The organism is Vibrio sp. Makdt, from assembly GCF_027587015.1.
Classification (GTDB): Bacteria; Pseudomonadota; Gammaproteobacteria; order Enterobacterales; family Vibrionaceae; genus Vibrio; species Vibrio chagasii_B.
The window spans coordinates 438,396-460,833 of the sequence record NZ_JAPPTH010000001.1 but is presented as its reverse complement, the minus strand read 5'-3'; the positions used below and the strand labels follow the sequence as shown (position 1 = coordinate 460,833).

Annotated in this window: 17 protein-coding genes; 5 read left to right on the top strand and 12 right to left on the bottom strand. The window is 46.1% G+C overall.

Annotation, left to right across the window (positions count from 1 at the left end):
• Positions 1–17: 17 nt before the first annotated feature.
• The 3 genes from OH460_RS02035 to OH460_RS02025 all read right to left on the bottom strand — a co-directional run bounded on the left by OH460_RS02035 (position 18) and on the right by OH460_RS02025 (position 5,019).
• Positions 18–2,195: a TRAP transporter permease gene (locus tag OH460_RS02035; protein WP_269994597.1), complete on the bottom strand. Its 2,178-nt coding sequence runs from the start codon at positions 2,193–2,195 to the stop codon at positions 18–20.
• Positions 2,196–2,343: 148 nt separating this feature from the next.
• Positions 2,344–3,357, bottom strand: a complete 1,014-nt coding sequence (locus OH460_RS02030; RefSeq protein ID WP_269994595.1) for a TAXI family TRAP transporter solute-binding subunit — start codon at positions 3,355–3,357, stop codon at positions 2,344–2,346.
• A 321-nt stretch (positions 3,358–3,678) separates the two neighbouring features.
• On the bottom strand, positions 3,679–5,019 hold the full coding sequence (locus tag OH460_RS02025; RefSeq protein WP_269994594.1) for a sigma-54-dependent transcriptional regulator: 1,341 nt from the start codon (positions 5,017–5,019) through the stop codon (positions 3,679–3,681).
• A 206-nt stretch (positions 5,020–5,225) separates the two neighbouring features.
• Between OH460_RS02025 and OH460_RS02020 the strand changes: the two genes are divergently transcribed.
• Positions 5,226–7,289 (top strand): ATP-binding protein, encoded by a 2,064-nt coding sequence (locus OH460_RS02020; RefSeq protein ID WP_269994592.1) that lies wholly within the window; start codon positions 5,226–5,228, stop codon positions 7,287–7,289.
• Positions 7,290–7,415: 126 nt separating this feature from the next.
• Here OH460_RS02020 and OH460_RS02015 read toward each other — a convergent pair whose 3' ends face one another.
• The 6 genes from OH460_RS02015 to OH460_RS01990 all read right to left on the bottom strand — a co-directional run bounded on the left by OH460_RS02015 (position 7,416) and on the right by OH460_RS01990 (position 15,328).
• Positions 7,416–9,866 (bottom strand): family 20 glycosylhydrolase, encoded by a 2,451-nt coding sequence (locus tag OH460_RS02015; RefSeq protein ID WP_269994589.1) that lies wholly within the window; start codon positions 9,864–9,866, stop codon positions 7,416–7,418.
• Between the two features lie 143 nt (positions 9,867–10,009).
• Positions 10,010–10,639, bottom strand: coding sequence for a bifunctional 4-hydroxy-2-oxoglutarate aldolase/2-dehydro-3-deoxy-phosphogluconate aldolase (locus tag OH460_RS02010; RefSeq protein WP_269994587.1), 630 nt, complete (start codon positions 10,637–10,639; stop codon positions 10,010–10,012).
• Between the two features lie 20 nt (positions 10,640–10,659).
• Positions 10,660–11,607: a sugar kinase gene (locus OH460_RS02005; RefSeq protein ID WP_269994585.1), complete on the bottom strand. Its 948-nt coding sequence runs from the start codon at positions 11,605–11,607 to the stop codon at positions 10,660–10,662.
• Between the two features lie 89 nt (positions 11,608–11,696).
• Positions 11,697–13,211: a sodium:solute symporter family protein gene (locus tag OH460_RS02000; protein WP_061031974.1), complete on the bottom strand. Its 1,515-nt coding sequence runs from the start codon at positions 13,209–13,211 to the stop codon at positions 11,697–11,699.
• Positions 13,212–13,417: 206 nt separating this feature from the next.
• Entirely contained in the window at positions 13,418–13,810 is a 393-nt protein-coding gene (locus OH460_RS01995; RefSeq protein ID WP_061016111.1) for a RidA family protein, read from the bottom strand.
• A gap of 84 nt (positions 13,811–13,894) precedes the next feature.
• Positions 13,895–15,328 carry an N-acyl-D-amino-acid deacylase family protein gene (locus OH460_RS01990; RefSeq protein ID WP_269994578.1) on the bottom strand — a complete coding sequence of 478 codons (1,434 nt, stop codon included), beginning with the start codon at positions 15,326–15,328 and terminating at the stop codon, positions 13,895–13,897.
• Between the two features lie 176 nt (positions 15,329–15,504).
• Here OH460_RS01990 and OH460_RS01985 point away from each other — a divergent pair, with 176 nt between their 5' ends.
• Entirely contained in the window at positions 15,505–16,779 is a 1,275-nt protein-coding gene (locus OH460_RS01985; RefSeq protein WP_269994576.1) for an amino acid deaminase, read from the top strand.
• An 89-nt stretch (positions 16,780–16,868) separates the two neighbouring features.
• A complete protein-coding gene (locus tag OH460_RS01980) occupies positions 16,869–17,732 on the top strand; it encodes a MurR/RpiR family transcriptional regulator (protein ID WP_061031971.1) in 864 nt (287 codons plus the stop codon).
• A 122-nt stretch (positions 17,733–17,854) separates the two neighbouring features.
• Here OH460_RS01980 and OH460_RS01975 read toward each other — a convergent pair whose 3' ends face one another.
• Together OH460_RS01975 and OH460_RS01970 are read right to left on the bottom strand one after the other, a co-directional pair.
• Entirely contained in the window at positions 17,855–18,397 is a 543-nt protein-coding gene (locus OH460_RS01975; protein WP_269994573.1) for an AAA family ATPase, read from the bottom strand.
• 53 nt (positions 18,398–18,450) lie between these two features.
• Complete coding sequence (locus OH460_RS01970) at positions 18,451–18,990, bottom strand: hydrolase (protein WP_269994571.1); 540 nt, start codon at positions 18,988–18,990, stop codon at positions 18,451–18,453.
• Between the two features lie 188 nt (positions 18,991–19,178).
• Here OH460_RS01970 and OH460_RS01965 point away from each other — a divergent pair, with 188 nt between their 5' ends.
• Together OH460_RS01965 and OH460_RS01960 are read left to right on the top strand one after the other, a co-directional pair.
• On the top strand, positions 19,179–19,751 hold the full coding sequence (locus OH460_RS01965) for a porin family protein (RefSeq protein WP_019824554.1): 573 nt from the start codon (positions 19,179–19,181) through the stop codon (positions 19,749–19,751).
• Positions 19,752–19,984: 233 nt separating this feature from the next.
• Positions 19,985–21,613 carry a phosphoethanolamine transferase gene (locus OH460_RS01960; RefSeq protein WP_269994567.1) on the top strand — a complete coding sequence of 543 codons (1,629 nt, stop codon included), beginning with the start codon at positions 19,985–19,987 and terminating at the stop codon, positions 21,611–21,613.
• A 53-nt stretch (positions 21,614–21,666) separates the two neighbouring features.
• On the opposite strand, the gene OH460_RS01955 is transcribed toward OH460_RS01960, so the two are convergent.
• Positions 21,667–22,386: a lytic transglycosylase domain-containing protein gene (locus OH460_RS01955; RefSeq protein ID WP_269994565.1), complete on the bottom strand. Its 720-nt coding sequence runs from the start codon at positions 22,384–22,386 to the stop codon at positions 21,667–21,669.
• Positions 22,387–22,438 lie beyond the last annotated feature (52 nt).

The following is a 22,438-nucleotide window of genomic DNA, read 5'->3' as shown; positions in this document are numbered from 1 at the left end:
ACATTCAGTCCTTTAAATTATAGGGAAGAAGCGACAGTGTCAGGCTCGGTTTGAGACAAAGACTTTTGCTCTTCATCCGACTGCTTTTTCACTTGATTGATATCGTACTTACGACCGCTGTAGATGAAGATAGCAACAAACAGTGCCACACCTACCAAACGAATCACGATTGACACATCAGGCCAAACCAAAGCCACACCTAAGGCAATCAATACCGCGCGCAGCACAAGATTGATTTCGCTCTCTAGATAACCTTCAATCGCTACAACAAACGCATAAGTGCCAATAATAGCAAAGCCGCCAGTCACTAAAACCGAGGTCACATCCCAACTTACCAAATTGGTGTAAGCGATAAGTAGTGGTACCAAGTACAAGCCTTTAGCGATCTTCCATGCCATTAAGCCCGTTCTCATTGGCGGCGTTTTAGCAATGGTCGCGGCTGCAAATGCGGTTAAACAAACCGGTGGCGTCACGTTGCTGTCTTGCGATAGCCAGAAAATAATCAAGTGTGCAGAGAGCAGAGCAAGGCTGATCGCTTCCAAGCCCAAGCTTTGCTCAAGCAGCGTTTCCACAAAGTCAGCGGGCACTAACGCTATTAGCTCTTTTGCGGTTTCCAAAGCCATAGGGGCATTAAGCAGTTCTAGTTTTTCTGGCGCTGCCAACATGAAAATCGCTTTCGCCTGTTCAGGTAACTGACCCGAAACCAACAGGTCAAGCAACTGGCTTTCAGCAATCAACTTGTACAAGGCTGGAGCGGACAGAGTACCCAACACAATGTAAGCCGCGGTTACTGGCAGGCCCATACCGAGAATCAAAGATGCCAGTGCGATTAAGGCTATCATCACCAACAAGTCGCCATTGGCCCAGCTGTTGATCATCAATGAGAAGGTGTTACCAATGCCCGTGGTGCTGATCACGTTGATAACGAGGCCAATGCCCACCAACAATACCGCAGTGGTCGCCATGTTTTTTGCGCCTTGAGAAAGCGCTTCGATGATCGCCTTTGGTCCCATTTTATGATTTTTAGAGAACCACGAAGCGACAACGACCGAGATGATTGAGATACCCGCAGCGTATGTCGGTGTAAAGCCTTGTACCAACAGAGTGACCAGCACCGCAAGTGGGATAAGGTTATGCCAACCGGACAAGAGTACTTTTAATAGAGGCTCACAACCCGAAGAGACTTTTTGTACACCGCTACGCTTCGCTTCAATACGCACGAAAAACGCCACTGATAAGAAGTAAATAAGCGCAGGCAAGAAAGAAACCGCAATGATGTCGACATAAGGGATCTGCGTGTAAGACGCCATGATAAAAGCACCTGCGCCCATCACTGGTGGCATCAACTGACCACCCGTTGATGCAGCTGCTTCCACACCAGCAGCAAAGCGTGAAGGGAAACCCGCTTTTTGCATCAGGGGAATACTGATAACGCCCGTCGACACCGTATTGGCCACGCTAGAACCAGACACCGAGCCCATCAAACCAGAACCAATCACCGCAATAAAGCCTGGGCCACCAATCACTTTGCCCGCCGCCGCACGAGACACATCAATAATGTAGTCACCGACGCCCGAGCGTACTAAGAAAGCACCAAATAGGATAAACATGAACACGAAGGTCCAGCTGATTCTAGAGATAGAACCGAACATCCCTTCCGATGAATAAAAGCTTCGGTAAAGCAGTGTCTCAAGGCTCAAACCAGGAAAGTGGAAGATGCCACTGGTCCATTGCCCCCAAAGCACCACGTAGCTCAAACACACTAGAATGAGTACTGGAATAAACCAACCCATGGTACGACGAATCAGCTCAATAACGATGGTAATCGCCAAGATAGAGAAGAACCAGTCACTGGCGATGAACTTCACGCCTCGTTCATAAAGGGCATCTTCTGCAAAGGGAATGTAGATAAGGCAAGCGAGAGCTGCCAAGGCGATCCCGATATCAACCGCTAGAGCTACTTTACTCTTTTTCAGCGAGATATGAGCGGGATACCAAAGCGCACAAATGATCGCGAAACCAGCAAAGTGAGTCGCTGAAATCCAAAGCTCAGGCAAGGTAGATAAAGTATTAAACCAAATGTGTAATAGGGAGAGGATCACTCCCATAGTTGTTATCGCTTTACCCACCCAAGGAAAATCCGTTCGGGTCGGCAATTCAAATTTTTTCAGTTCCTGCTGCAGCGAATCGCTCATAGAAAACTCCTGCTCTCCACAACAAAATGCGCAGAGAAAATCCATAAAATAAGCAGGTGCACGAACCCATTCACAACGTGAACGTGCACCTAGCGGTTAAGCCATTAAAGATGGGGGGTCGACTAAAACAGTTAGCCGACGAAAGCCATTAGTTGACGATCAGCTCAGAAGGAAGCTCGATGCCCACTTCTTTGTAATAACGTGCTGCGCCCGGATGAAGTGGAACAGGAAGACCTGCAATCCCTTTCTCCAGCGCCATGGCTTTGGTTGCTTTGTGGATACCTTGTAAGAAAGGTAGGTTTTCATAGATAGCTTTGGTTAGCTGGTAGACATCTTCTTCTGAGATATCTTCACGAACCGCTAGGAAGTTAGGTTGAGCGATTGTGGTGATCGGCTTATCAACACCTGGGTAGGTGTTGGCAGGGATCTCGTACTTGGTCCAGATGTTGTAATCGCCATTCGCTTGTTTGATCTGTTCATCGGTAAACGACAGAATTTGAATGTCTTCACCCAGCGCTGCAAACGCTTGAGTTACCGCGCCCACAGGCACACCCGCTGGGGTGTTCATGCCGTCAATGGTGCCGTTTTGTAATGCACTCGCGCTACCGCCGTAACCCATAAAGGCAAGTTTAAATTGTTCTGGGTTCACCGATAGGCCCTGCATGATCTGACGACCTGAATTTTCTGTACCTGAGTTTTTCTTGCCGATGGAGAATTTCTTACCATTAAGATTCTCTAAGTCGCTCATGGTGCCTGTTTGAGTCAGGTCTGAGCGAACAATAAAGTGCTCTACGTTTTGCCACAGCATAGAGACTGAACGCAGTTGGGTTTGACTGCCCGACTTCTCGTATGGCCCTAAACCTTGCCAAGCCCATGCACCGTACAAACCTTGCAAGATAGCAAACTGGGCTTCGTTCTCATTCAATAGTTTGACGTTCTCACCCGACCCGGCAGAGCTGATAGCCGCCAAAGAAAAGTGCTGCTTCGGCGCAAGCTTAACTTTACTCAATGTCGCCAACGCTACGCCTACTGGGTAGTAAGTCCCCCCAGTTGAAGCTGTTGCTAAGATGTAGCTGCGCTCTTCTTGAGCGGAGGCGTTGCTGATAAGGCCAATAGATGCCATTGCGATTGCTAAAGTTTTAACTAGCTTGTTGTATTTCATTGTTACTCTCCATGTAGAGTTATTCACGTTATAGTTTTGTTAACAACAACTGCTAGATAGCAAGCACAATGCCAAAAATTAAGCTATTGATTTAATTGAGTTTAAATAAAAAAATCAATAGTGATAGGCGGATTATTGCTTATTCGATGCAGATATCATGAGCCATTTTTTGCTCATTCAAAATGGGCATTAACATCTATATGAAGCCAGTCACATCACACTTTAGTTATCAAATGTGACCGGTATTCATAAAATCACAAATACAGAGTGAGCCATTTATTGCTTACTAATCTTCAATAAGCATTACAGTCAGATTGATCACTAAGAATCGACATAATCACTGCGATTCAGCGCATAACGCACCATTTTTTGGTTCAATGTTCGACGAGGTAAATCCAAATCTTGCATCACGTCATTAATGCGCCCTTGATAACGCACTAACGCATCATGAATGACTTTTCGCTCAAAGCTCTGCACCTGAACCGCCAGAGGAATACCCGCTGTCGCAGATTCCGTTACTGAGTTAGGACGACACGCCAATATGTCTCCCACCGTTAAACTTTCATCCAGCGCAAAACGAATCGCAACGTTGCGCAGTTCACGTACATTGCCCGGCCACGAATACGACAATAGTGCATGGCGATCGGCTTCACTGGCCACTCGAGTTTCGCTATTCGCTTCTTGGGTAAAGTGTTCAAAAAGGATCAAAGCGTCATCTTCACGCTCACTAAGCGGTGGCAAGTGCAGCTGGGCAACGTTCAAGCGATAGAACAGATCTTGGCGAAAGTCTGGGTGATTCAACAAGTCACATTTCGAGGCAGATACTACCCTCAAATCAACATGTTGCTGCTGGTTGCCACCCACGCGTTCAACCACATTATCTTGTAAGGTGCGTAACACTTTGACCTGCATAGACAACGGCATGCTCTCGATTTCATCAAGGAAAACCGTGCCTTTATCAGCAAATTCAAGCTTACCAATGCGTCGTTTAGCCGCTCCGGTAAACGCTCCAGCCTCATGTCCAAATAGTTCGCTTTCAAACAAGTTCTCTGGAATGGCACCACAATTGAGCGGCACAAAAGGGTATCTTTTACGCTCACTAAACTCATGCAAGCAAGAAGCGACCAACTCTTTGCCACAGCCAGTTTCACCGTAGATGATCACATTAGTATCTATAGAAGCCACCTTCTGTATCTGTTCGCGCAGTTCGCACATCACCTTGCTGCGACCAATCAGAACCTGCTCAATACCTTTTAGGTTATTTAAGTAGCTTTGGCGGTTAACTCTGTCTTGGCTGCTTTGATACTTCTCGACCGCTTCAGAGACAGTTTGGGAAAGGCGTTCAGGATCAAATGGCTTCTCGATGAAATCATAGGCGCCTTGATGTAAAGCCTTTACCGCCATATCAACATCACCATGGCCGGTGATCAAAATAACAGGGACTTCTGGCACCAAACTTTTAAAACGTCCAAGCAGCTCTACCCCATCTATATCGGGCAAACGCACATCACTAATGATGGTGTGAAAATCGCCTTGTTTTACTGCACTTAACGCATCTTGCCCAACCTCAAACGCAGTGACATCAAAGCCGGCTAACTGTAACCATTGGCTGGTTGCTTGACGCACAATCGCATCATCTTCAATCAAAGCTATACGTTGCATGGTCTGTTCCTAACACTTGAACCAAATATGCCGCCCACGGTATTCAAAAACCGAGCGGACGAAAAGGAGCTAGCTCCCACTTTGAGTAACACCTCTTTAACAGTTTTATGATGTTTGTTAGCTTCAACTTGTTTCACTCTCCACCTGCTCAAAAAGCAAACACAACACAGCCTTAAACCACTAATTTAAAAGGGATTTAATCAAGAATGATGAATAACAATCGATATTGGTTATTTCTATTTGCCTGTTTAATTATTGGCTTAGTGCAGGTCACAACCAAAAACGGAATCAGCCAGTGGAAACTTGAACAAGCGCAACGTTATGCTGAGCAGCGCTTCCTTGGCTACATCGCTGAAGCAAGGCGAACACTAAAACGTTTCTATTATCTGCCCTACCTAGTCACCAACGACGAAACCACGGTTCGCTTTATCGATGGTGGAGACCGCCTTGAAAAACGCATCAAAAAACAGCTCATTCAATTAGACAAAGCGGCGAATACTAAAGGCTGGTATTTACTCTCCGATAGGGGCGATTTACTGGTTTCTAGTGTTGAGAGGAGCAAGCTGAGTAAAAAGAACGCCAACACGATTGTGTCTAAAATCCACCAGCAAGGTGGGGCGATTTCGGTCGTGACCAAAAACAAAGGCGTCACCCCAGACTACTTTATTGCCGCGCCCGTTTATCGAGCCTCTGATGTGGTTGGCATTGTTGCGGTGCAAATTGATTTATCGCTACTGACTGATCAATGGTTTGCCGATGGAGAAGCCGTCCTGTTTCAGAACCCTCGCGAACAATTTTTTCTCTCAAGCGACCACAAACTCAGTGCGGATTGGTTTAACGACACCTTCAATTCTCAGCCTACTGCCACCAAACGCGAATTATACGACCAAACCCATATTCGCGTTTGGCGACTGCAAGGCAAGGATTACCTGATTCAGTCAATCAAATTAGATGATCTTAATTGGCGTTTAACCTACCTCACCCCCTTAACTAGCCTCAATCAAACCACTAACTGGATAAGTTGGAGCGTCGCGGTGGGCTGTCTTTTCATCATGCTATTGCTGATAATTCTCTACCAAAGACGCCAGAAAAAACTCAGCAACCTACGAATCCAAAAGCTGATTGAAGAGTCTGAAAAACGATTGTCTGGAATGATCAACAAGACACACGTTGGACTTGTGCTGATCGATAAACACGGTCACATCCACGACATTAATCTGATGGCGAAAAACTACTTCTGCCTATCCGATTCGATGATCAGCAATATCAAAGCGTGGAAACTTTTTGAAGCCGGTAACCCGAACTCAACTACGCTACAGCTATTAAAAAATCTAGAGCAACACCAAGAGCTGGCCGAGATCACCAGCGTAGAAACCATGGCAAGACGCAGCGACGGCAGCTACTTCCCGGTGTTGTTCTCCATTAGCCCTTTTCCTTGGCATGCCACAACCTATTACCTGTGTACTGTGATTGATATCAGTAAACGTAAGAAAGCAGAGATTGCGGTACAGGAAGCCAATAAAACACTTCAACTGCGCGTCGAAGAGCGAACTCAAGACCTAAAAGATGCGCAGCAAGAGTTAGTCGAATCAAGCAAGCTAGCCGCATTGGGCCGTATGTCGAGTGCGATTACTCATGAGCTCAATCAACCGCTTACTGGCCTAAAAACCCTGCTTTCAAGTAACCAGTTACTGATGGAAAGAGGCGAGACTAAGATGTTGAAAGCGAACATGGACCTGGTGATGAGTCTCATCGACAGAATGGCCAACATGACTAGCCAACTGAAGTCCTTCGCCTTTCAAAGATTGGAAAAACCTTATCCGGTGTCACTGACAGACGCACTTCAAGAAACCCTACGCATTCACCAAGCCGAGTTAGAACGTATCGATATTCGTGTTCGTGTCGCCTCTAATATTTCAATGGTGATGGGAGAAGAAGCGCGACTTAGACAAGTACTTGGTAATCTCTTAAGCAATGCCATCGATGCTACACAAAACCAGAAACCAGCGACCATTGTTATCAGTGCTCATACCGAGCAAGAGCGTGTCATCATCAAGGTTCAAGATAACGGTTGTGGCGTATCTGAAGACCAACTAGAAACCATTTTCGAACCCTTCCACACCAACAAAAAAATGGGCGAAGGCCTCGGACTCGGGCTCGCCATCACCGCCAACAATGTACGCGATATGCAAGGCTATTTGATTGCCAAGAACAACCCAGAACAAGGCATGACCTTCACGCTAACGCTTAAGAGTGCCGATAGTGAGTAATTGCTTACATCATGCTTTAGACACATACTCTATTTGAATTCAGGAACAAAAAAACCACCCATAGAGGGCGGTTTGAAGAATTTATTGGCGTGCGACTTGTTATCTCATGCTTACTTACTCAACTGCTTACTTACTCAACTGCTTAAGCAGTAACTCCGTTGGACGAACAATCGCAATGATCGATTCATCGTAGATCTTCGCAGCATCAGATAGGATAGCTTGGTAGGCATTCGCGTCTGCTTCTCGAACTTGCTCACCCGCTTTCGCTTTAGCAATCAAGGTTAGCGCCAGATCGGCAACTTCGACAGTTTTCTCTGCAACCACCACAGTCTCTACCGAAGAGACATTGGCAGCAAAGATAGTTTCCGCCGCTAGTGCAGCCGATTTTGCTTGCTGATAATGCTCTGTAAGTTGCTCCAATGCCTGTTGATTACCTGTCGCGACTTCGTTAACTAAATCTTGCATCTCATACACCGCGTAGCTTTCTACTGGCAACGCATCAACAAAGCGGTTTAAGCGCTCGTATTGACTGTACAAAGTGCCTTTAGGCTCAGTAGAGTTCCACTTCTCCCAGTTACGAGCATAGTATTGTGCTGGCTCGGTGTACTTTGAAAGGATACGAAGATCTTGGATATCTTGACCTCTAGCAATACGCTTTAGCAACATGTCTGCATCCGCATGGTGACGCAGACCAACCGAAACTTCAGACCATGTGTCCATCGCTTTCATACGCTTATACATGCTGCGTTCGTCAGTCAGTTCAGCATCCGACCAGAAACGTTCTGCGATCGCGTAACTACGAGGCCATAGGTAGTTTTCGACCGTAAGGCTGTCTTTGTTCTCAAGCCATATCGTAATCTCACCGCCCAGAATCAACTCTTTTTCTTTGTCGGTAAGCTCAGCAGGGTAACCACCATTAGGCTCAGGGATGACACTGCCTTCGATATCGCTACTTGCAATCACTTCACCTGTGGTTGGCCAGCGTACGTTACCAATCAATTGGTAGCTGCCCTCTGAGAATCCATTTGGATTTAGGTTCAGGTTGAACTCAGTGTAAGACATGAAGTTATCGAAGTGACCGACAAAGGTTTTGCCCGGCACATAATCAAGGACGTAAATCTCTTCACGAGACTTGCCGTTGTAATCACTGAACGCGCGGAACGTACCGTCTTTCGCTTCAATGATGGTCAGCGTTCCCTTACGCGGGCCGCCTTTTGAGCGTGGCTTCTCCCATTGATACGTCACGAACTTCTCGCCGCTGTGAAGCTTATCATCAACCGTGATACCCGTTGGCATTGGGTCATTGCGATAGTGGTAACTCGTAGGCTGAGGCTGGTCTAGGTAATAGCCGGTAGACAGGATACCCGGGTAACCCTCTTTCGCCGCACGACCAATACTGTCATGACCTTGCCAGCTTTGAATCACGATAGAAGTTGGCAGATCTTTATGCCAAATCTCATCCCAACCCGTCATCTTCTTGCCGCGCTCTTCCAGCATCTTCTCAACTTTTACGTTGAGGTAAGACTGCAAACCGCGCTCGCCATCAATGCCGTTCTCCTCGATGAATTTCTGATGCTTTTCGCTGTTGATCCATTGAGAGTAATTAGGCTCATCGCCACCAATGTGGAAGTACTCATCTGGGAACAACTCGGTCACTTCATCAAACACATCACCCAGCATTTCATAAAGCTCTGGGTTTAGAGGGTCCATCAATGGCTCAAAAACACCCCAGCCACGCTCTTGGTCATAGCTTTGACCTTCGCCACCCGACATCAAGCGTGGGTAAGCGTGCGCTACAGCAGAAGAGTGCCCCGGCAGCGAGACTTCTGGAATCACACGAATACCAAGGTTACGAGCGTACTCGACTAGGTAACGAACTTGGTCTTTAGTGTAGTAATCACCATCGGTGGTTTCTGACCATAGACGCGGCCAAGATTCCGTTTGAATGCGGATACCTTGGTCGTCCCAGAAGTGCCAATGGAACACGTTCATTTTCGCAGAAGCCATCGCATCTAACTGACGAATCAACACATCAAATTCAATAAAGTGACGCGAGGTATCGTAAGAGACACCACGCCAGCGGAAGCGAGGTTCATCGACGATTGTAACGGCAGGAATGTGGTAGCCAGTCGCTGTTGTTTCAACCAGCTGTAAAAGGGTTTCGATACCGTGAATAGCGCCGTAAGGGCTTGGTGCGCTCAACGTGATTTGTTCACCCTGAGTGGTAATCTTATAAGACTCTTCAGAGTCGATATTCTGAATTTCAGACTTTGGTGCCGCGTCGATATCAATGATCAGGTTTGCTTGGTCTGCGCTATCAACCTGCCAATTCAGAATCGGGATACCGGTTTGGCGTACCAAACGGTCGACAAAGCGTTTCGCCGTATACTCAACACGATCAGAATTAAAGCCTTTGATGTAAACCTTGAAGTTACCGTCGACCTTTACTTGCCCTGCTTGTAGTTCAACCGTTTGTGGGTACGGCATTAAGTTAAGATCGGTATTCGGAGCCATTGCTAACGCCATTGGGGATACTACTGAACCTGAAATCAATAGAGACAATATAGTTTTTTTCATTATTAATTTTCCTATATAAGAGCGGTTCTGTTTGGTTTATCGGAGGCGATTCACAAAACAGAACCATCAGCCACTGCTGTTGTTTATCGTGAGATCAAAAGCCTAACGCCTTTTTTAAAACGAATGAGCTCACAAACTTATGACTAGCTAACTAACTCAACGGCTTCACGAACCAATACAGCAATCTCATCCCACTGTTCGTTCTCGATCATCTTTGGAGAAACCATCCACGTGCCACCACAGCACACCACGCGATCAACGGCTAAGTAGTCATTGACGTTGTGCTTGCCGATACCGCCCGTTGGCATTAGCGACACATCAACGTAAGGCGCGAGCAAAGATTTCACCATGTTGATGCCGCCAGACGCTTCGGCAGGGAAGAACTTCAAGAAGTTAAGACCAAGTTCAAGCGCTTGCTCTACTTGGCTTGGGTTGTTTACGCCGGGAACGATTGGCATACCGATCTCTTGACAGCGCTTAACCGTGTTTGGGTTCAGGCCAGGTGCAACGATAAACTCACTGCCCGCTTCTTTTGCAAGGTCGATCTGCTCTGGTGTCAATACTGTGCCAGCACCGATGCACATCTCTGGGTAAGCATCACGCATCGCACGAATTGAATCTGCTGCCGCTTCAGTACGGAACGTCACTTCTGCCACTGGCAGGCCGTTTTCTACTAACACTTTTGCTAGTGGAATCGCATGTTCCGCCTTGTTGATTTGGATAACAGGGATAACTTTGAATTGCTTAAGTGTGTTGATCATTTCTTGAGACATAATAAGTTCGCTTTATTTTTCTATTTTTTAATTAAGTGATTCATGGCGCTTACCGGGATGATCGCGCCTGAATATTGAATAACGGTAGATGCTAACTGATGACCCAGCGCTGCTGCTTCTGGTGCACTTTCACCCGTTAAGCGTGCTGCTAAGTAGCCCGCCGCAAAGGAGTCACCCGCTGCGCAGGTGTCGACCACGTTAGAAACACGAGTCGCGGATACATAGCTCTCAACAACATCTCCCTGTTCAACTTGAACGATTTTGCATGGTTCACAACCACGCTTGATAACGATCTCTTGGCAACCCAAGCGCAGGCAACGCTGTTGAACGCTCTCGGAGTTACCCCAAACCAGCAAGTCGTCGTCTTCAGTAATCAACGCGATGTCTACCAATGGCAGTAACTTGGCATACCAATATTGTGCTTGTTCAGTCGTCCAAAGTTGCGGGCGATAGTTGTTGTCAAAAATCACCTTACCGCCTTGGTTTGAGAACACGCCAATGGCTTTCAACAGGCGTTCACGTGAGGTGTCATCTAAAATCGCGATGCTGATACCGCTGATGTAAACCGCATCGATTTGTTTCTCTGTCAGCGCGATTTCAAGCTTATTCAGGTCGTCAGTTTGAAAGTAAGATTTGACTGCCGCGTCGTTGCGCCAGTAATGAAAGTGTCGTTCACCAGTCTCATCGGTTTCGACCATGTAGAGACCAGGAAGCTTATTCGCAATGCGCTCTACGAAATTGGTTTGAATACCTTCTAACTGCCAGCTATCAATCATATTTTGAGACAGTTCATCGCCACCAAGACCTGTCGCGTAATGCACTAATAGGTTTTTATTTTGAGTTAAGCGAGAAAGGTAAAGCGCAGTATTTAGCGTGTCACCGCCAAACTTTTTGGTTAATGGGGAGCCGCTGATTTCGACCATACATTCGCCAAAGAAAGCGATATTGAAGTTAGAAGATGCAGGCATAGCCGATCCTAAAATAGATAGATATATGGGGAAAAGGCCCTGCCACTAAGCAGGGCCTGAATTAAGCAAACCAGTTGTGGAGACTAGGTTTAGCTTGTTTGATTTGCAGGACGTTGAGGTGCTGCTTCTTCTTCAAGTACGCCAGTATCAGACATTTCCATCTCCATCAGGGCACGCTCGTCATCAAGAATCGCTTTTGCCATTTCTGGTGTTACTTGGTTAGCCGGAGTCACTAGGCTCACTGCCACACCTGCTGCTAGAGCGAACAAGCATGATGGGATAACAGGGTTGCCCCAGAATGCTGTGTAGTCAGCGTTTAGCATTACTACAAATGAAGCCACAGAAGCACCCGCTAGCGTTGCAAGAGCACCTTGCCAGTTGTAGCGTTTCCAGAATTTACCCAACATACCGCACACGAACATGCCCGACATAACCGTTGAAATCATCTTAGTGATGTAGCCAATGATGTCGTTTGACGTCAGTGCGAATAGCAGTGCAAAACCAATCACCACAACCAAAGCTAAACGAGAGTAGTTCATCATTGATTCTTTGTTTGGTACGCGGCCTGTGAACATCACATACACGTCACGCAGCAGAATAGATACACCCGCAATCGCATCTGAGCTTGCGCTCGACATAGTTGCAGATAGGCCAGCGATAAGAACAATCATGCCAACGCCAACTGGAAGTACCGTCGCTGCAATGTAAGGGAACGAGAAGTTCGGGTTATCCAGCGTTGGGTCAATAGCGTGCGCTGCCATACCAATGATTGCTGGAATGATAGAGAAGAAAAGGTACAACACACCAGACGCCACGAATGAACGACGGATAGTTGAAACGTCTTTACCAGAGTATATGCGTTGGCGGAATGAAGGCGTCGCCAGTACACCAACACCGATAACCACAGCCAGAGAAACAGCGGGCAGAATGCCTAGTTTATCGATTGCTAAAAAGCTCGTAGCAGCAGGGTCCATCGCAGCGTAAAGGTTATCCATGCCACCAATGTGGTTCACAGACATCACCGCCATCAAGATGAAGCCAGCAAAAAGGATGATAGCTTGAATGGTATCGGTCCATACAACCGCTGTGTAACCACCGATCACCACGTAGATAGTGAATGCCGCAGCAATAATGATCTTCGCAAGGTTCAGGTCGATGTCTGCAATCCACGCTAGGTACATACCGCCACCTAGAATGTGCGCACCTAACCAACCAATTGACGCGATGAAGATAAGTAGGCCAACCACGTTTTTCACGATTCGGTTAGCACCCACGTAATACGCGAGCTCTTCACTCATTGTCATGAAGTTCAGCTTACGGACCGGAGCAAACCATAACGCAAGCAATAGGATGCCAACAGCACCGCCAATTCCGTACAGAGCACCAGCCCAGCCATTTGCGTAGCCGAAGCCAACCGCACCCATACTTGAACCCGTGCCGACCATCGTCGCGACCGTTGTACCAAGTACTAAAAATAGTGGCAGGCCACGGCCGCCTAATAAGAAATCTTCGCCAGATTTTTGATTACGCGAGACAAACCAGCCTAACCAAATTAAAAAACATACGTACACGCCGAAGCCTGTAAGAAAAAGAGTGCTGTTCATTTGACACCTCTCAGTGAAATATTAAGCTCATTCCTGAACTTTTATTTATGATTCATTCATTTTATATTTCATATAATTACTTCATTTATTTTGTATATTTTAATTAAAGTAATTTTTATAAATGTAGGGTGAGAGTATTAAGGAATAATAACAGGGATAACTACGCCCTAATACTCTCTAAGTAGGTTATTGTGATTAGGTTATAACTAAACGCGGTCAGCGCGGTAGCAAGTCACATCTACTTCAACTTTCACGTCTACGACTAGGTCACAAACCATGCAGATACGGGCTGGTGGGTTAGCACCAAAGAACTCTTTGAATACCTTATTAAAAGATTGGAAGTAACGAGAATCTGTAAGTACAACCTTTACGTGTACTACGTCTTCTAGGCCGTAGCCCGCTTCAGTCATGATATCGACACAGTTTTGAATCGCTAGGCGAGACTGGTCAACAATACCGCCTTCAACCACTTCACCGTCAGTCATTGGTGTCTGGCCAGAAACATATAGGAAACCACCCGCTTCCGTTGCACGTGCAAATGGTAAATGTTGTCCACCTGTACCTGTACCACCTTCAACACCGTAACGTTTAATAGTCATTTTTTAACTCCAGATGTAAATATATAATATTGGTTATTCCAATAAACTTAATTTAAATAAAATAATTTCAGTTCTTTATATTCGTTAATTACGATAAATAAAAACGCCCGAACGATTATTTTGTACAATTCCTTTTTGGTAAGTTAACTCACCATTAACAAAGACACTCTCAATTCCTTCTGCAACTGAAATAGGATTTTCAAATGTTGCTGTGTCTTTAATATTCTTTGGATTAAATAAAACTAAATCTGCAAATGCATCTTGGCGAATCTCACCTCTTCCCGCGAGGTTGTAGCGCTTCGCAGACATTCCGGTCATTTTGTGAATCGCTTCTGGCAGCGCGAACAGTTTTTCATCTCGGCAGTAGTGGCCTAAGACTTTCGGGAAGGTGCCCCACAATCTTGGATGTGGATGCGGGTCATTCGGCAAGCCGTCTGAACCAACCATGGTCAGCTTGTATTTCAAAACGCGCTTTACGTCGTTCTCATCCATGCAGTGGTAAACCGCACCGGCTGGTTGAAGCGCTTTTGCTGCGTCCATCAACGGCAATTTCATCTCATCAGCAATCTGCTTAAGGGTTTTACCTGCATGCTCTGGTTTTGCTTCAGACCAAGTGATGAAGATATCGAAATCGTCCGTCACCTGTTTTAAATCTAACGTCGAAGAGCTCGCTGAATATGGGTAACAGTCGCAAGACACATCTTGGTGCTCTGAAACCTTATCCATCAAATCAAGTACTTCAACAGTTCTGCCCCAGTTGCCTGCACCTGCACATTTAAGGTGAGAGATAACAACCGGTACTTTCGCGTATTGGCCTGTCTCAAACGCCTCTTCCATCGCGCTTAAGATCTCTTCGAATTCGGTACGCATATGCGTGGTATAGATGCCGCCATGGCTAGACAGCACTTTGGCTAACTGCATCACCTCATTCGCGTTGGCTTGCTTAGCACTTGCGTAAGCCAAACCAGAACTCAAGCCCAATGCACCCTGCTCCATCGCTAAATCAAGGTTGCTTTGCATTGCTGCAATTTCTTCTTCGCTTGCGGTGCGTTGTAGGTCGTCCATCACTTGGTTACGCAGTGTGGTGTGGCCAACTAACGCTGCTACGTTCACCGCTGGTTGCGCTTGCTCCACTGCTTGTGCATACGCGGCAAAGGTTGGGTATTTGAAATCAGCCTGCGCGCCTAAAAGGTTCATTGGATCTGGTGGGTCGCCAGCCAAAACTGTAGGTGATGCACTGATGCCGCAGTTACCAACAATCACGGTTGTCACACCTTGGCTGATCTTTGGTAGGCAGTCTGGGTAACGAATAACATTGGTATCGTCGTGTGTGTGTACATCGATGAATCCAGGAGCTAATGCTAAGCCTGCTCCCTCAACCAACTGGCTGCAATCTTCATGATCGATTATGCCAATTTCGGCGATTTTTCCATCTCGGATTGCTACATCGGCACAAAACGATTGTTCGCCGGTGCCATCGAACACCTCTACATTTTTAATTATCGTATCGAACAACATTTCTCACTCTCTCAATCCACTCTGTTGATGGAGCTATATTAGAAATCCAGCCGATTATTTTCAGTGACAAAACACACATAATATTTTAATTTGTGTGATAGTTTCTATCACAAAACAAACATTAGATAGATTTAAACATTAAATAACAAACACTTAAATCATGTTAGGAATCAGCAATGAAACATAACCCTGCAAAAAAAGATGTTATAAAGTATCAAAAAGATTGTTTCGTCTTGACTGAAAGAGGCCAAAAAGGGAGAGCAGTATCACAAACTGAGAACGGCGTTTATCGACTGGTCGATGAAGACATTTCGCTTCCGGTAGCAATTATCAAGCAATCAGCGTTGACCAATAATCTGAATTGGATGCAATCATTCGCCGATCATCATCAGGTTAAATTGTCGCCACACGGCAAAACATCGATGACGCCTGATTTCTTTCGCCAACAGCTAGAAAATGGCGCTTGGGGAATTACCGTTGCAACACCTGCACAAGCAGAAATTGCAGCAATGGCAGGCGCAAAAAGAATCATCATGGCTAACCAATTGGTAGGTAAAACCAACATGGCGATCGTTGAACAGCTTATTAGTGAGTTCGACGTTGATTTCTATTGTTGTGTGGATTCATCAGTCAACGTGCAGCAACTCAACCAATATTTCGCCAACAAAAAACAGACGCTAAAAGTGCTGATTGAGTTTGGTGTTCCGGGTGGTCGTTGTGGTTGTCGTTCTCCTCAAGAAGTTTTAGAGCTGGCGCAAACCATCCAAGATACGCCTGCGCTTTCGCTAGCGGGTATTGAGGTGTATGAGGGTGTGATTCATGGTGACAATGCCGAGCAAGACATTCGCACCTTCTTAAACCAGGCACTAAGCTCTGTCGAAAGCCTTGCATCAGATGGACTGATCACAGGACAGCCAATCATCACTGGCGCGGGATCGGCTTGGTATGATGTGGTGGCAGAGTGCTTGGCGAACCTAACCGATTACTTGGCGATCATCCGCCCAGGTTGCTATGCCATTCACGATACTGGGATCTACCTAGATGCTCAAAGTAAGGTATTGCAACGAGCGCAAGTAAACCAAGGCTACGCGTGTGAACTGGGTGGTGACTTAGAATCGGCACTTGAGGTGTGGGCGTATGTTATCTCTCGTCCAGAGCCAACCAAACTGGTGATCGGGCTAGGGAAGCGTGATGTGGCCTTTGATGCTGGATTACCTATTGCTGAACGCGGATATCGCAATGGTGAAGCTATATCTGTGAAAGGTCTGACCGCTACTGCAGTGATGGATCAGCATACCTTTGTTGAAACGGACGGTTCTGCTGAGATTGAAGTGGGCGACATGATTGCGTTCTCAACCTCACACCCGTGTTTGACTTTCGATAAGTGGCGTTACATTGCTATCAGCGATGACGACTATCAGGTAACAAACTGGGTAGAGACCTGCTTCTAGCTCGATTTTTCAATAAGCTAGAATCAGCGAAGCATTCAGATATACTAACGGGGCTAAGGCTTAGCCCCATCAACAAAGGATCAGGATTCTTGAGTTTAGAAGTAGATATCATTTCACAAATAACCGAGCGTTTTCCCGCTCTTCGTGATGCCGAGAAAAAAGTCGCCAAGCTGATCATGGATGACATTGATTTTGCCGCCAAAGCCAGCATTACAGAACTCGCTGAAAACGCGCAAGTGAGTGAAGCTACCATTACCCGTTTTGCTAAGGCGATTGGCTGTAACAACGTTCGTGATATGAAGATCAAGCTTGCTCAAACCCTAACGGTTGGCCAGCGCTTTATTCTCGAACCGGTTAACCAAACTGGCTATCAAGGTATCTACGAGTCAATCAAGCAGAGCCTAGACATCAACCGCACTCTATTCAAAGAGCAAGATGTTGAAACTGCAGTAAACTGGCTGCATAACGCCAGACAGATCATTGCAATTGGCATGGGTGGCGGCTCAACCATCGCCTCTCAAGAACTGCAACACCGCCTGTTCCGCTTGGGTTACCCAGTGGTGTCGTACAACGATGGTTTAATGTCACGCATGGTTGCTGCCACGGCAGATTCCAACGATGTGATGGTGATGATTTCCGCGACAGGCTTTACGCCAGTGATCACCGAAACCGCCGAACTGGCGAAGCAATACGGGCTTAAGATCATCGCAATTACTCCGCAAGACACGCCACTGGCAAAGATTGCCAATATTGTTCTGCCAATTAAGCACATGGAAACTGATTTCATCTACAAACCATCGGCATCTCGCTACGCAATGCTAGCGTTAGTGGATGTACTTTCAATGGGCATGGCAGTCAATCACAAGAACCGCTCGCGCGATAAACTGCGCCGCTTGAAGGTTGCTTTAGACTCCTACCGAGGTGGTGGCGACCGACAACCTCTCGGTGATTAAACGTTACCGAAACCAAGCTTGTCGCAGCTAAATCAAAATAGAATCTGAATTAAAAAGCCCCACAGTATTCACTCGTTCGAGTCGATACGGCGGGGCTTTTTTAGTTCGGGTTTTTAATGAAATCAATTAGTTGAATTAATGGAATTTAAAATGAACTCGACGCGTTCTTCAACAGAGCTTTTCGGCACTTCCAGCAGCTGATAGTCAAATCGGGTATAGGCTTCCACCATCTTTTCATAGGTGGCGACCGCCTCTTCAAAGTCTTGTTTACGCTCGTGGTCATTGACGAAAATCGCCTCCCATGGCGGGAAGATAAAAACCTTGGCGTTGTATGCGAGCTCATTACAGCTATTTAGCAAGGATTCTGGAATAAGCAACGTTTCTAACAAGCTGTAACCGTATGAATCTACGATGCTTCTATCAAAGAAAACAAGTTGATCACTTGCCTCAAATGCTTGGTAATTGGCTAATTCTTCTCGCACCATCTCATCACGAAAAGCCACTTTGTCTAACCATGGTAAGGCACTCCCTTGTTGCTCAACTTGGTGCTTAATCACTTTACGCCCAACCTCTGGTGCGCAGCGATAGCCTTGGCTTTTCAAAGCGTCGATGACCGAGGTTTTGCCTGAGCCCGGGCCACCAGTAAATACAATTAGGTTATTCAAATGAACCTCTTCAAAGGGGGGAATTAACGAATTGGACCTTAACGAAAACCAAGTTAACGAATCAAGGACAGAATGGACTTAAATTCTGGTGCGCGGCAATCTTTCACAAGCTCGTATAAGCTCATTTCTAACCCAGTGATTTGAATGCCCGACTCTCGCATTCGGCAAATAGCTAGATCCTTATTAAGCGCCGTTCGAGAACTAATACAGTCGCTAACTACCTCAACCTTGTAGCCAAGATCCAACAACCCCATTGCCGTTTGATACACGCAAATATGAGCCTCAATCCCACACACCAACCACGTAGCCACATCCTTGGCTTGCACCGCCTCAACAAACTTGGGCTCATCACACGCGTTGAACGTGAATTTAGTTACTGGCTCAACCTCACTCAATAAGTCATTCAGTTCGCTGACTGTTACTCCCAATTTATCTGGATTCTGCTCCAAGTAAATGATGGGCAGCCCCAAAACCTGCGCGCCCTTAATCAGCTTCCCACAGTTAGAAATAAGTGTCTCACTCTCATCAACAAGGCGTGCGAGCTTGCCCTGAACATCCACAACCACCAAGCCTGTATTTTGTCTCATTAGCATGTGTATCCCTTTTTTGGCAACCTAACTCACTAAGCAATCTAATGGGTATGTTTTCTACTATGTAACGATTTAGCTTACAAAGCCATACAGTAATACGTATAAGACTACGGAATAATACTCACCAACGGTCGAAAGGCCGAAAACAAAAATAATTGATACTACATGACATTAAAGAGTGAGTAAGAACAATGAACAAATTCGCGAAATCAGCATTAGCTCTGGGTTTAATCGGCGCGGTTTCTCTTCCTGCATTAGCAGCAGGCACTGACGGTGGTGCGTACATCGGTGGCGGCCTTGGTGTGTACCAAGATTCTGATACAGACGGTCAAGGCAACCTAGACTCAGACGGCATGGGTTACAACCTATACGGCGGCTACCAGTTCAACCGTATCGTAGGTGTTGAGCTTGGCTACAACGACTACGCAGACTACAAAAAAGGTACAGAAAAAATGTCTCCAACGTCTGTTTCTGTATCAGCAAACCTAGGTTACACGTTCGACAACACGATTCGTCCGTTCGTATTGGCTGGTTTAAGTTCTGTTGACCTAAACGCAAACAAGAGCGCTGGTTACGCTGATGACAGCGGTACAGGTTTCCACTTCGGTCTGGGTGTTGAATACACGCCAATCGAAAACCTAACACTACGCCTAATTTCACAAGCTGATGCTGTAAGCGTAGAAAACTACTACGGTCCATTCAAAACCGAAGATAAGACACTGGCATTCAGCAGTGTTAGCCTAGGTGGTTCATACAACTTCTAATGTAGCGAGCCTACGTAGAACAACCTAACGTAAATAATTCACTTTGCTGTTCCACCTTGTCATGAAGGTCACTCAGTAAAGTGAATTTTTCGTTTCTACTGCCCCAAACGCGTCATTTCACTTTAGCCAGTTTATCGCTCATCATCGTCGATTTGAGCTGTATAGATTGATATTAGAGCTTTCTTGATAGCGAGGCTAAAATAAAGAGATAAGAGGCGCAGGAGACAAGCATAGTGAATCTACCAAGTGTAAATATGTCGATAAACAAACTGCCCTTTGTATTGGCGGTATATTACCTGCTGATTATCAACATACCGCTCTCCCAAGAACTATTTAGTATTGTTCAGTCCTCAAAATCTGAGAGCCTCTGGTTTGTTCTATCCATTCCAATCTTCTTCCTCGCAGCGTTCAACTTCATCTTCCAAGTCTTCAACTGGCCGATGTTCTCCAAGCCATTCTTTATCTTCTTGCTCATCACCTCAACCCTCGTCAGCTACAGCATGTTCAGTTACGGCATCTATGTAGACTATGGGATGATAGAAAACGTCTTCGAAACCAATAGCGGTGAAGCAGCCAGTTATGTAAGCGCGCACTCCGTGCTATGGCTGGTACTCATGGGTGGTATTCCATCTCTCGTCCTTTTGTTCGCGAAATTAGAAAAAGAATCGTGGAAAGACTTCCTAGTATGGAAAGCAATCGGGCTTCTTTCATCTTTGATCGTGATAGCCATCATCGCAGGGCTGTTTTACAAAGATTATGTCTCGATTGGTCGCAATAACTCGCACATCAAAAAGATGATCATCCCGACCGAGTATGTAGCATCGACGGTAAAGTACATCAATAACACCTACATCAAAGAGCCTATCCCCTACCAAGAGCTAGGATTAGATGCGAAGCAAACACCGCAAGCCAAAGCAGCAACCAAACCGACGTTACTGGTGTTTGTGCTTGGCGAAACCGCGCGTGTATATAACTACCAATATCATGGCTATGAGAAAGAAACGAACGCTCACACCAAACCTTACAACCCGATATTTTTCTCTGATGTTCAGTCGTGTGGAACCGCCACCGCCGTATCTGTACCCTGCATGTTCTCTAACATGAACCGTAGTAACTACGACCGTGATAAAGCCTACAACCAAGATAACGTGGTCGACATCATGAACCGAGCCGGTATTCACTCAATCTGGCGAGAGCACGATGGTGGAGACAAGGCCGTTGCACATCGAATCAAAGAGATGACTCTCGTCGCCAAAGATAGCGACCCTTTGTGCAATAAAGACGTATGCTACGACACAGCGATGTTAGAGAACTTTGAGCAAGATACTCAAGATCTTAAGCAAGATAGCATCATTTTCTACCATATTTCTGGTTCTCATGGCCCGACTTACTTTGAACGCTATCCAGAAGAACATAAGAAATTCACCCCAGACTGTGCTCGCGCCGATATTGAAAACTGTACCAAAGAAGAAGTGGTCAATACCTACGACAACACCATCTTGTACACGGATTTCTTCCTCTCACAGGCGATGCAAAAACTAGAGAAACTGACCGACAAATACAACGTGGCGTTGATGTACGTGTCCGATCACGGCGAGTCATTGGGAGAAAATGGCGTCTACTTACATGGCATGCCTTATTCTCTCGCTCCAAAAGAACAAACCCATGTCCCAATGATCGTATGGATGTCTGATGGCTTTGCCGAGCAAAAAGGGATAAGCCAGACTTGCTTAAGAAAGGCAGGGAAGGAGCAGAGTTTTTCACACGATAACTTGTTTGACTCCCTACTTGGCTTAATGGACGTACAAACCTCTGAGTATCGGGAGAACCAAGATATCTTTGCTCCGTGCCGCTCGTTTTAAAAGAGGCTTGTGTACTTTTAATTCCAAAGAGTGATTCTCGTATTCACTAACCATCACAACGAAACCAAGGGTGGTAAGGGGTTTAAGTCAACCAAAGGCGCGTTTTGCCAGTGACTGTCGTTGGCAAATAGCCACATTGGCGCAACCGAATTTTGTTTGAGTGAAGTGACGTCCACTAACACCAGCAAAGCGTAAAAACGATGTACATAGTCAACGGTCTCTTTAGGTAATCGTAAATCGGAAAACTGCCGACTGCTCGCCTTTTTGACGGCCCGTTGCACTCGCCCTTCTCCAGCATTATATGCCGCAAGAGTGAGGTTAATATCTCCATCAAACTTGCGGTACAAAAAATCGAGATACTGCATCGCCGCATGAGTGCTGGGTTCAATCTCAAACCTTTGATCTTGCCTGTCATTAACCGTCAAACCAAACCTTTCAGCAGTGGCTGGCATCAACTGCCATAAACCTGCCGCTTTAGCGGGAGATACCGCATTGGCGTTGTACGACGACTCAAGCATAGGTACCAAAACCAAGCTATCAGGGAGTGACCGCTCAGCAAGCTGCCTAAAGATTTCGTTAACTAGTGGGTCGAACTCTTCTAGCTTTTTCAATATTTGGCTTTGATATGGTTTAAGCGTGTTGATATGGGGCTGGATAGCATTATGGGACGGACGACTTTGCGCATAACTGGAAGAAACTTGAAGACACATAAGGAACACCACCAGCCTAAATAACCAGTGTACGAGAAGTTGAGCGCTCAAACTTTTAGCCAAAACATCACTCCATCATCGTATTGTTTTTTATGCGTGTTAACTGTTCTTTGGC